Below are 11757 nucleotides of genomic sequence, written 5' to 3' on the forward strand. Positions count from 1 at the left end.
AGGGATGGAACGTGGTTTTTCAGCAATATTCCGCTACTTCTAGCGGGAAGCGCCACGGGTGTACTCGGGGAACATCTCTTTCAGCAGGAAGGCGATCAAGTCCTTCTCGTCTTCCTTGCGGGCGCTCATGATGACCACTTTGCCCAGACGCCGCGATTCCCACGGGAAGTCGCCGGTCTTTTCCTTGCGGATCACCTTGATCATTTCCTTGACCACGGCGGTTTCGATATCCGGCTCGGCGCCCTGCTCCACGTGCAGCTGCTGGGTCCAGTTGCGCTTGAAGTTGGTGTTCCAGCCGCGGAACTTCACGTCGGCGCTGTGGTAGCTCTTGTCGACCGAGAAGATGCCGCCGGTGTCGTCCTTGTCGGCGCCGCCGGAACGGCCCTGGGCGCCGGCGATATTGGCCTTGGCGATGCGCAGCGAACGTTCGGCATCGCTCTCCGCCGGGGCCGGCGGCGCCGGTTGCGGATTGTTGGCTTCGCGCGCGGCGCGGCGCTTGGCGATCATCTCGGACATGTCCTGCTCGGGCGGCGGCGTCATCGTCGCCTGCACCGGCGGCACATAGGTTTCCAGCTTGGGACGGATGGCGGCCGGCGTATCCCTGGTCGCCACCTGCTTCGGCGGCGGCGGCTTGCTGGCCTTGGCCACTTCGGTTTTCTTCGGTTGCGGCTTGTTCGGGTTTTTCTTTTCCGGCAGCGGCGCGATGTAGACCATCACCCCGCCCTTGGGCGGCGCGGCATGCTTGCGCTCGGGCGCGGGCGCCAGGAAGTAGTACAGCACGCCGATCAGGTGCAGCGCGATGGAGATGCCGATGCCGACCCGGTTGGACTGCGATTTACGATCCCACGCGGCATACCTCTCGCCGGCCTCGGGCAAACGCTGGCCGCAAGTTTCGCAATATTCGGAATTTGCAGAGAGTAAGTGGGAATCGTGATGCAAAATAGCAAACCTTGATTGGAACGACGTCGACAAAATGCGGCCATAGTGCCAGAGTCCCGCAATTTTGGGAACCGTTGTGCATGGCCATGATAACGCGCCGGGCGGCGGCGCGTACGCTCCAGGGTATTCAAGGGGAATAGCTTACAAGTTCCGCGTCTTGACGGGTGTTACCGTATGTATCAACCGGCTTTACAAAGCGGCTTGCTGCAACGCCGTGGCGGCGGTGTCGGCGGCGGCGCGGCGGGCGGCGGGCCGGGGCAGCTCGTCCATCTGCGCACACATGGCGTGGACGCAGCGGTCGGCGTCCAGCACCTGGCGCGAACGCAGCTGCGGGCGCGGCAAGGCGTGCGTGTAGTAGTGCGCGCCCTCGACCAGATAGCCCAGCGCCCACAGCCCGCCCGAGGGCTGGCCGCGCGCGTCGAGCGGCCGGCCGCCGGCGTCGATGTCGATGCCGCCGGGGTGGAAATCACCGTTGCAATACGGCCGCACCAGCCCGCGCTTCAACACATTACGGATGAGTAAGGAATCGTCGGTTTCCGGGAAAAAGCCGTCCAGCCTGGCCACCACCAGCACATCGAAGGCATGCGCGACGGCGCCGTCGCCGAAGCCGGTGCTGAGCACGTAGCTGGCGGCCTGCCCGTCCATGTCGATGCGGCTGCGGGGGCCGGAGACGATCTCGATCACGCCCGCGTCCAGCAGCGCCAGCAGTTCCTGGTTGCGGCGCAGCGGCGGGCCGAAGGCGCTGCGGTTGATGGCCGCGTGGTAGACGGCGAGGAAGTTGCGGTGCGAGGCCGGCGTCAAACCGCCGTGTTCGACGGCCGCCTGCAGCGTGGCGCGCACATCGCGCAGCACGTCGGTGGCGGCCTTGGTCGCGCTGCCAACATTGCCCAATCGTGCTTCGGCCAGGTCGTCGCGCAGCCAGTCGGTGAAATACTGGCGGAACGCTTCCAGCGTGGCGAAACGGCGCCCGCGCAGCGGGAACAGCAACTGGTCGATCAGCACGTCGTCCTCGGCGGTCGGCACGAAGCCGGCCGGATCGGGTGCGACGCCGCCGGGCGTGGCCGTGGCCAGCGTGCTGCGGTAGACCCAGGCCATTTCGCGCTTGAGCAGCGGCAGCAGCTCGCGCTCGAAATCCAGCTGGCGGCTGCCGCGCCCGGCCAGCGCCATGCGGCGCAGCGCGTCCACCGCGGCCGGCGTGAAGTAGTGCGGCTGGTGGCGGCCGTCCAGGCCCTTCTGGTTGACGCCGCGCGCCGCCGCCGGCAGGCAGTTGCGCGAACACAGCGTCAGTTGCGGCTCGGCGCCGGAGCGCTGGTAGCGCAAATTGCCCTGCCCGTCTTCCACGAAGGCGCCGCCGCGCCCCACCGTCAGCTCGGCGATGATGTCGTGCGCGCTCAGGCCCAGGCCCTGGATGGCGACGCGGGCGCCGGCGCCGATGCGCGCCAGCCGCTCCAGCGGATAGGCGTGGCGCACGAAGGCCAGCCGGCTGTTGCTGCGCGCGTGGGCACGGGCGAAATCGGCCAGCCGGGCATCGAGCTCGTCGGGCACGTTGCGGCCGTGGCCGGTGGTCAGGAAGACGAAGTCGCTGTCCAGCTGGTAACCCGTTTCCAGCTCGACGGCGTAGCGGCCGTCGGCCAGCGGCAGCAGGTCGACGGCGCGCTGGCGGTGGTGGTTCAGGTTGACGCACGAGGGCAGCAAGGCGGCGATCTGGCGGTAGGCCCAGGCCAGGTATTCGCCCAGCAGGCAGCGCGGCAGGTAGTCGGCTTCGGTGATGTCGGCGCCGCCGTGTTCGCCGAGGCGGTAGTAGCGCTCGCCCACGCGGCGGTAGCCGGCCTGGCGCGCCCATGCGGTCAGCGACGGCGTGGCGCACAGCGGCGGATATTGCACCGCGCCGGGCGCGGGGAACAGCGTGACCTGGCTGGCGATGGTGTTGATCAGCAGGTGCTGCGGCTGGCGCACACTGTGCACGCCGGGGCCGCAATCGCCGGGCTCGACCACGTTGATGTCGAGCGCCAGCCGGCGGCTGCCGGCGACGGCGGCGATGCGTTCAAAAACGCTGAGCCCGCGCGGACCCATACCGATGATGGTGACACTGTAGCGTTTCATTTCCGACCGTCCTTTATCCGGGCTAACTTGCCCATGATAAAGAGACGGTCTTCAGAGCAACTTGTCGATGCTCAATTCTTCGATGCTCAGTGTTTGACGGTGTTCACGGCCTTCAGCGGCAAGGCATGGACGCCTTCCGCCACCGGCGCGGCGTCGCCGGCCAGTTCGTCGTCGCTCATCGGGCCGGAGCCGCTGTACTTGTCGAGGAACAGGTAGATGACCGGCGTGATGTACAGCGTAATCACTTGCGAGAAGATCAGGCCGCCCACCACGGCCAGGCCCAGCGGCTGGCGCAGCTCGGCGCCGGCGCCCAGGCCCAGCGCGATCGGCAAGGCGCCCATCAACGCCGCCATGGTGGTCATCATGATCGGACGGAAGCGCAGCACGCAGGCTTCGCGGATCGCCTCGGCCGGCGTGCGGCCCTCGTTGCGCTGCACGTGCAGCGCGAAGTCGATCATCATGATGGCGTTCTTCTTGACGATACCGATCAGCATCAGGATGCCGATGATGGCGATCATCGTCAGATCCAGGTTGAACAGGCGCAGCGTCAGCAAGGCGCCGACGGCGGCCGACGGCAGGCCGGCCAGGATGGTCAGCGGATGGATATAGCTTTCGTACAGCACGCCCAGCAGCACGTAGATCACGCCCAGCGCGGCGACGATCAGGATCAGCTGGCTGCCCTGCGAACTCTGGAACACCGCCGCGTCGCCGCCGTAGTTGGTGATGATGGACGGCGGCAGATGCATGTCCAGGCCCATCTGGTCGATCTTGGCGGTGGCCTTGCCCAGCGGGACATCCGGCGCCAGGTTGAACGACAGCGTGATCGCCTGCAGCTGGCCCTGGTGGTTGACGGCGGTCGGGCCGATGGTGCGCTGGACCGTGGCAAAGCTGGACAGCTGCACCAGGTTGCCGCTCTTGTTGCGCACCGAGATGCGGGTCAGCGCGTCATCGAACTGGCGGTCGGCGGTGGCCGCCTCCAGGATCACGTAGTAGCTGGCGGCCGGCGAATAAATGGTCGACACCTGGCGCTCGCCGAAGGCCAGGTAGAGCGCGGTGCGGATGTCGCCGATGGCCACGCCGAGGTTGTTGGCCTTGTCGCGGTCTATCTTCAGCGAGGCTTGCAAGCCCTTGTTCTGCGAATCGCTGGTGACGTCGCGGAAGTCCGGATCGGCGCGCAGCTGGTCCATGTATTTCTGCGCCCAGTCGTTGAGCGCGCCGGGGCTGACCGATTGCAGCGTGTACTGGTAGCGGCTCTTGGACTGGCGTCCGCCCAGCTGCAAGTTCTGCACCGGGCTCAGGTAGACGGAGATGCCGGGCACGGTCTTGGTGGCCTTGCGCAGGCTGTCCAGCACCTGCGGCATCTTCTGGCGCTGGTCGCGCGGCTTGAGCACCAGGAACATGCGGCCGCTGTTGCCGCCGCCGACGAAGGATGTCACGTCCTGCACATTGGGGTCGGCCTTGATGACGGCCGCCACGCGCTCCTGCAGGTCCAGCAGCGAGGACGAGGAAATGTCTTCCGACGCTTCCGTGTTGACGCGGATCTGGCCCAGGTCTTCCTCGGGGAAGAAGCCTTTCGGGATGGTGATGTACAGCACCGCCGTCAGAGCGAAGGTGCCGATCGCCGCCGCCAGCACGATGTAGCGGTGGTGCAGCGCGATGTCCAGCGTGCGCACGTAGCCGTTGCGCAGCGCGGTGAAGCCGGTCTCGAACCAGCGGCCGATGAAGCCGCCCTTGTCGTGCTCGGGATCGATGGCGTCGGCCGGCAGCAGGCGGCTGGCCAGCATCGGCACCAGCATCAGCGACACCGCCGCCGACACCAGCACCGACAGCGCCACCACCACGGCGAATTCATGGAACATCAGGCCGATCACGCCCGGCATGAAGAAGATCGGAATGAACACGGCCACCAGCGAGACCGAGATCGAGATGATCGTGAAGCCCATTTCCCTGGCGCCGATCAGCGACGCCTGCAGCGGCTTCTTGCCCAGCTCGATGTGGCGGACGATGTTCTCCAGCACCACGATGGCGTCGTCGACCACCAGGCCGACCGCCAGCGTGATGCCGAGCAGGGAAACGTTGTCCAGGCTGTAACCGAAGGCGTACAGCAAGGCCAGCGCGCCCAGCAGCGAGATCGGCATGGTGATCGCCGGAATGAAGGTGGCGGCGGCGCGGCGCAGGAACAGGAAGATCACCATCACCACCAGGAAGATGGTCAGCAGCAAGGTCAGGTTGACGTCGTGGATGGCTTCGCGGATCGACACCGAACGGTCGTTGACCAGGTTGATGTTGATCGACGCCGGCAACTGGTTCTTGAAGCGCGGCAGCAGGCGGCGCACGCCGTCGACCACCTGCACGGTGTTGGCGTCCGGCTGGCGCTGCACCAGCAGCACGATGGAGCGCTCGCCGTTGTAGCTGCCGGCGGTCTTGACCGACTGGAAGCTGTCCTCGACCGTCGCCACATCCTTCAGGCGCACCGGCTGGCCGTTGCGCTGGGCGACGATGAGCTCGGCGAATTCGGACGCCTTCATCAGCTGCGCGTTGCCCTGGATGGTCAGCGTCTGGCTCGGGCCGTCCAGAATGCCCAGCGGCGTGTTGGCGTTGGCCGACTTGATCGCCTGCTGCAATTCATCCAGCGTCAGGTTGCGGGCGTTCATCAGCTCGGACTTGGCGCGGATGCGCACGGCGAAGCGCTTCTGGCCGTTGACGGTCACCTGCGCCACGCCCGGCAAGGTCGACAGGCTGGGTGCGATCAGGTTTTCGGCGTAGTCGTTCAGCTCGGCCAGCGTCAGCGACGGCGAGTTCATCGTCATGAACAGCACCGGCGCGTCGGCCGGGTTGACCTTGCGGTACGACGGCAGGTCGGTCATCTCGATCGGCAACTGGCGCTGGGCGCGCAGCAACGCCGCCTGCACATCGACCGCCGCTTCGTTGACGTTGACGCTAGGATCAAACTCCAGCGTCAGCGAGGAATTGCCCAGCGTGTTGGTGGAGGTGATCAGCGACAGGCCGGCGATGGTGGAGAACTGCTTTTCCAGCGGCAGCGCGACGGACGAGGCCATCGTGTCCGGCGCGGCGCCCGGCAGGTCGGCCGAGACGTTGATGACCGGGGTGTTATAGCTCGGCAGCGCGGCGACCGGGATGTAGAAGTAGGCCAGCACGCCGGCCAGGATCAGGGTCAGCGACAGCAGCACCACCATGACCGGACGGCGGATGCACAACTCGGAAAGGTTCATTGCTTAGCCCTTCTGTTTGGTCGTGTCGGCAGGCTTGTCGGCCCCGGCGATACGCACCTTGCCGCCCGGCCGCAGGTTTTGCTTGCCGTCGACGATGACTTTCTCGTTGCCGCTCAATCCGGACACGGCCGCATTGTCGCCAAACGAATACAGACGCTTGATGTTGACCACCTTGGCGGACTGGTCGGCGTCGACCGCGTAGATGAAGGTGCCGCGGGTGTTGCTAATGATAGCGTTTTGCGGGATCACCGTTGCATCTTTCAACACCTGCGAGATCAGCCTGGTGTTGACGTACTGGCCCGGCCACAGCAGGGTGTCCTTGTTGTCGAACTGGGCTTTCACGCGGATCACGCCGGCGACCGGATCGACGGTGTTGTCGATGAAGCTCAGGGCGCCGCTGATTTCCTTGTCCGAGTTGCCCTGCACGACCTTGACCGCCACCGCGCCATCATGCTGGGCTTGCAGCAGGCCGGCCAGCGCCGACTCCGGCAGGGTGAAGGACACGTTGATCGGATCGAGCTGGGTGATGGTGGTCAGCGAGGTGGCCAGTTGCACCAGGCTGCCCGGATAGACGTTGATGGCGCCGACGCGGCCGGTCATCGGCGCGCGGATCGCGGTGTAGCTGGCGTCGACGCCGACCGAGCGGGCGGCGGCGATGTCGGCCTGCAGCAGCGCGCGCGCCGAATCGACCTGGCTCTTGAGCGTGTCGACGGCGCCCTGGGCGATGAAGTTCTTGGACAGCAGTTCCATTGAGCGCTTGTACTGGCGCTCGTAGTCGGCCAGCGAGGCCTGGTCGCGCGCGACCTGGGCCTGGGCCTTGTCGACATTGGCGCGCTCGCTGCGGTCGTCCAGCGTGAACATCAGTTCGCCCGATTTGACGAACTGGCCTTCCTTGATGTGCACCTTGGCGATGGTGCTGGTGGTTTGCGGATGCAGGTCCACCGTGCTGATCGGCGTGACGGTGCCGTTGGCCTGCAACACCACCGGCACATCCTGGCGCGACGGCGCGACCACGCTGACGGTGGTCGGGCCTTGCTGGCCACCCTGGGCGCCCGGGGCTTTCGGCGCCTCGGCCGTTTGATGGGTGGTGGCCCAGATACCGCCGCCGACCACCACGATGGCGCCGACCAGAAATGCTAAGGAAGTTTTTTTCATTTTTTGAACTAAGTTTTACCGTCGTAAAATATTGCCGCCGTGCATAGGGCGAAATATTGTCGCACAGTATTTGCTGGGAAAACCGCGCCACGGCTGGCGCCGGACGCTTTTTTCTCTGCGAGAGTTGGTTGTCGGGTTCAGGCGCCGGCGTAGTATTCCGGCACGATCAGCGTAACCTCCAGTCCGCCGTCCGCGTGGTTGGACAGCATGACGTTGGCGCCGTGCTGTTCGGCGATGTTGCGGGCGATGGTCAGGCCCAGGCCGGTGCCGCCGGACTCGCGCGAACGCGAGGTCTCGATGCGGTAGAACGGTTCGAACACGCGCGCCATCTGGTCCTGGTCGATGCCGGGGCCGCCGTCGCGGATGCGGATGCGGGCCGCGCCCACCATGCGCTCGACGGTAACATTGGCGTAATGGCCATACTTGACGGCGTTGTCGATCAGGTTGACCAGGCAGCGGCGTATCGCCAGCGGCCGGCCCATCAGCGCCATCGCCGCGCGGCCGCGCAGTTCGACCTGCTGGCCGCCGTCGGTGGCGTCGCTGCACACGCTGTCGAGCAGCGCGTCGAGGTCCAGCGCCTGCATGGTTTCCGTGGTGTCCATGCTGCGCGCCAGGTCCAGGCCTTCCTTGACCATCTGCTGCATGGCCGACAGGTCGTCGATCAGGCGCTGCTGCAATTCGGCGTCGCTGACTTTTTCCAGGCGCAGGCGCAGGCGGGTCAGCGGCGTCTGCAGGTCGTGGGTGATGGCGGCCAGCATCTGCGTGCGCTGCATGATGTGCTGGCGGATGCGCGCCTGCATGGCGTTGAAGGCGGCGCTGGCCTGGCGGATCTCGGCCGCGCCGCTCAGCACCACCGGCGGGTGGTTGATGTCGTTGCCCAGGTCCTTGGCGGCCTGCGCCAATTGCTTGAGCGGACGCACGGTCATGCGCGTGACCAGGTAGGCCAGCGCGGCAATGCTGAGCAGGAAGGGCAGCATGGCCAGCAGCTCGCTGTGGGCCGACGGCGGCGGCGCGCGCGGCGGCAGCACGGACAGCTTCAGCACCTGGCCGTCGTGCAGGCGCACGTTCATGGTTTCGCAGGTGCCGCGCCACTGCGTCGGCGCAAACATATTGCTGCTCTTGCGCGGCAGGTCGCAGGCGGCAGGATGCTCGGCCAGCGGGCCCAGCTTGTAACCCTCGCCCAGGCGCTGCTGCAGCGTGGCGGAAAATTCGGTCGGCGGCAGCGCGCCGGCCATCGGCACGTCGGTCGCTTCGAGGCGCACGGTGCCGCGGTTGGCCATGCGCAGATAGGTCGGCCGCGAGGCTTCGGGCAGCACGTCGGCGGTGGTGATCAATTGCTCGGCACGCTCCAGCGCGTGGAAGTCGCGGTAGCGTTCCAGCGCGCGGGTACGTTCGCCCACGGCCAGCCACTGGGTCAGCGCCGCCGAGGCGACGATGCCCAGCAGCAGCACCAGGAACACGCGTCCGGTCATCGATCCGAGGAAGGCTTTCACGGCTGCGGCTCCACGGTGACGGTGCCGGCCAGCACGTAGCCGCCGTTGCGCACGGTCTTGATGATTTGCGGCAGGCGCGCGTCCTCGCCCAGCTTCTGGCGCAGGCGGCTGATCTGGATGTCGATCGAGCGGTCGAACGGGTCGGCGTCGCGGCCCTGAGTCAGGTTCAGCAGCTGGTCGCGGTTGAGCACGCGGTTCGGATGTTCGAGGAAGACCTTGAGCAGGCGGAACTCGGCGCCCGACAGCATGATGACGATGCCGTCAGGATTGAGCAGGTGGCGCGCGGTCAGGTCCAGCGTCCAGCCGGAGAAGCGCATCTGCTGCGCCTTCTCGGCGCCGCTGCCGACCGGCATGGCGTTACTGCGGCGCAGTACACTACGGATGCGCGCCAGCAGTTCGCGCGGCTCGAACGGTTTCGGCAGGTAATCGTCGGCGCCCATTTCCAGGCCGAGGATGCGGTCCAGCGGCTCGTTGCGGGCGGTCAGCATGATGACCGGCAGCGTGGAGTGGGCGCGCAGCTTGCGGCACAGGGTCAGGCCGTCGTCGCCGGGCAGGTTGAGGTCGAGCACCACCAGGTCGGGGCGCGCTTCGTCGAGCTGCTTCCACATGGCGGTGCCGTCGGCGGCGCACAGGGCGCGGTAGCCGTTCGATTCGAGGTAGTCGGCCAGCAGGGTGCGGATTTCGCGATCGTCGTCTACGATCAAGATAGTTGATGTGGGTTCCATGTGCTAATTATCCCCAGATAGACGGTGCGTGACCAATCACCAATTGTATCTTCTTGTATATCCCCCTAGGGGCGAAACATCTGGATACAAAATCCGCGCTTGGCGAAACTTCGTGGCAACCTTGTGCTGCCAACATGGGTTCAAGCGCGGTGGAGATGCATCGCGATACCCAACTTTCAATGATAGAGGAACGACCATGAACATCTTACGCAAAAGCATACTGATCGGTTTTACCGTACTGGGCATGGCCGCCGCTCAGGCACAGGACATGGCGCCTGCGGCCGGCCGTCATGGCGCAGTCGTCAACAGGGAGCAGATGCAGGCCAAGATGGAGGAGATGTTCGCCAAGCGCCAGGCCAAGCTGCATGATCTGCTGAAGCTGACCACGCAGCAGGAATCGGCGTGGGCGACCTACCAGGCCGCCATCAAGCCGACCGCTGCCGGCGGCACGCTGCCGGACCGCGATGCCGTCGCCAAGATGTCGGCGCCCGACCGCCTGGCCAAGATGATCGACCTGAGCAAACAGCGCCAGGCCAAGATGGAAGCGCACCTGACGGCGCTGACGGCCTTCTACAGCCAGCTGACCGCCGAACAGAAAGCCATCTTCGACGACCACACCCGGGGCGGCGCGCACGGCGGCCACCCAGGCCAGCGCGGCGGCTGGGGCGGCCACAAAGGCTGAATCAGTTCAGGCGCGACAGGGATGCGGCGAACTTGGCCGCATCCTGGAAGCCGATGACGCGGGCGCCGTCGATTTCCTTGCCCTGCTTGTCGAACAGGATGATGCCAGGCGGGCCGAACAGGCCGAAGCGTTTCAGCATGGCTTTGTCGTCGGCATCGTTGGCGGTGACGTCCACTTGCAGCAGCACCGTGTTGGCCAGCCGCGTACGCACTTGCGTATCGATGAAGGTCAGCTTTTCCATTTCCTTGCAGGACACGCACCAGTCGGCGTAGAAGTCCAGCATCGCGGTCTTGCCGCCGGTCTGCGCCAGCGCGGCGTCGAGCTGCTGCACGGTCTTGATGCGCTGGAAGGCCAGCGGCGCTTCATGCTTGCCGCCCAGGTGGGCCAGCGGCGCCAGCGGGTCGCGGCCGCCGCTGACCACGCCCACCAGCTGCGTCAGGCCCAGCACCGCGATGATGACGCCAGCGGCCCTGGCCACCCACTTGCCCCGATTCATCAGCAGATACATGCCGTAGCCGACCAGCAGCGCGGCCCAGCCCAGCATCTGCACGGCGGCCGGCAGCACCGGCGACACCAGCCACCAGCCCATCGCCAGCATCAGCACGCCGAAGAAGCGCTTGACCGCATCCATCCACATGCCGGCCCTGGGCAGCAAGGCGCCGGCCGAGACGCCGACCAGCATCAGCGGCACGCTCATGCCGACCGCCATGGCGAACAGCGCGCTGCCGCCGATGACCACGTCGCGGCTCTGGCTGATGTAGACCAGCGCGGCGGCCAGCGGCGCGGCCACGCAGGGGCCGACGATCAGCGCCGAGATCGCGCCCATGACGAACACGCCGGCCAGCTTGCCGGAAGACTGGCGGTTCGACACCGTGCTCAGTTTGGATTGCAGTGCGGCCGGCACCTGCAGTTCGTAGAAGCCGAACATCGACAGCGACAGCGCAGCCATCAGCACGCCGAAGCCGCCCAGCACCCACGGGTTTTGCAGCGCGGCGGCCAGGCCTTCACCGGCCAGGCCGGCGGCCACGCCGAGGATGGTGTAGACGATGGCCATGCCGAGCGAGTACGTGGCCGACAACAGCAGGCCGCGTCCACGGCTGCTGCGCTCGCCTTCGCCGACGATGATCGACGACAAGATGGGCACCATGGGCAGCACGCAGGGCGTGAACGACAGGCCCAGGCCCAGCAGGGCGAACAGCGGCAGGATCACCAGCAGCTTGCCGGACTTGAGCGCGGCGGCGAGGCGGCCGGCATCGTCGGCCGGGGCGGCTGCGGCGGCAACCGGCGCGGCCAGCGGCGCCAGGATGGTGGTGTTGGGTGCGGGAATCGCGCGGACGGTGACGCCATGGCGGTCGGCATGAGCGTGCCGCTGATGCTGGTCGGCGTCTCGGCCGGCGCCTTGCTGCCCAGGGCCGGCATGTGGATGG

8 protein-coding genes and 1 pseudogene are annotated in these 11757 nt (G+C 66.5%); 2 read left to right on the plus strand and 7 right to left on the minus strand.

Going from position 1 to position 11757, the window contains the following annotated elements; genetic code table 11:
* Positions 1 to 39 precede the first annotated feature (39 nt).
* The 6 genes from GEV02_RS25545 to GEV02_RS25570 form a co-directional block, all read right to left on the minus strand.
* Positions 40 to 876, minus strand: coding sequence for a hypothetical protein (locus GEV02_RS25545; protein ID WP_235922939.1), 837 nt, complete (start codon positions 874 to 876; stop codon positions 40 to 42).
* Positions 877 to 1128: 252 nt separating this feature from the next.
* Positions 1129 to 3042: an FAD/NAD(P)-binding protein gene (locus tag GEV02_RS25550; protein ID WP_152840739.1), complete on the minus strand. Its 1914-nt coding sequence runs from the start codon at positions 3040 to 3042 to the stop codon at positions 1129 to 1131.
* A gap of 86 nt (positions 3043 to 3128) precedes the next feature.
* Positions 3129 to 6275 carry an efflux RND transporter permease subunit gene (locus tag GEV02_RS25555; protein WP_152840740.1) on the minus strand — a complete coding sequence of 1049 codons (3147 nt, stop codon included), beginning with the start codon at positions 6273 to 6275 and terminating at the stop codon, positions 3129 to 3131.
* 3 nt (positions 6276 to 6278) lie between these two features.
* Entirely contained in the window at positions 6279 to 7430 is a 1152-nt protein-coding gene (locus GEV02_RS25560; RefSeq protein ID WP_152840741.1) for an efflux RND transporter periplasmic adaptor subunit, read from the minus strand.
* Between the two features lie 137 nt (positions 7431 to 7567).
* The gene (locus tag GEV02_RS25565; protein WP_328595915.1) at positions 7568 to 8923 is read right to left on the minus strand and encodes an ATP-binding protein; all 1356 of its coding nucleotides are present in this window, start codon (positions 8921 to 8923) and stop codon (positions 7568 to 7570) included.
* Positions 8920 to 9648, minus strand: a complete 729-nt coding sequence (locus GEV02_RS25570; protein WP_152809646.1) for a response regulator — start codon at positions 9646 to 9648, stop codon at positions 8920 to 8922. The genes GEV02_RS25565 and GEV02_RS25570 overlap by 4 nt, the downstream gene beginning before the upstream one ends.
* 196 nt (positions 9649 to 9844) lie before the next feature.
* On the opposite strand from GEV02_RS25570, the gene GEV02_RS25575 reads away from it, so the two are divergent.
* Complete coding sequence (locus tag GEV02_RS25575) at positions 9845 to 10330, plus strand: Spy/CpxP family protein refolding chaperone (protein ID WP_152840742.1); 486 nt, start codon at positions 9845 to 9847, stop codon at positions 10328 to 10330.
* A gap of 1 nt (position 10331) precedes the next feature.
* Here GEV02_RS25575 and dsbD read toward each other — a convergent pair.
* A pseudogene (gene dsbD, locus GEV02_RS25580) lies at positions 10332 to 11645 on the minus strand (protein-disulfide reductase DsbD); the annotation flags it as partial.
* Between the two features lie 57 nt (positions 11646 to 11702).
* Between dsbD and GEV02_RS33900 the strand changes: the two are divergent.
* Positions 11703 to 11757 (plus strand): hypothetical protein (locus GEV02_RS33900; protein WP_456320532.1); only part of this gene is annotated, 55 nt, incomplete at its 3' end.

It is taken from the genome of Rugamonas aquatica, from assembly GCF_009380215.1.
Lineage (GTDB): Bacteria > Pseudomonadota > Gammaproteobacteria > Burkholderiales > Burkholderiaceae_D > Rugamonas > Rugamonas aquatica_B.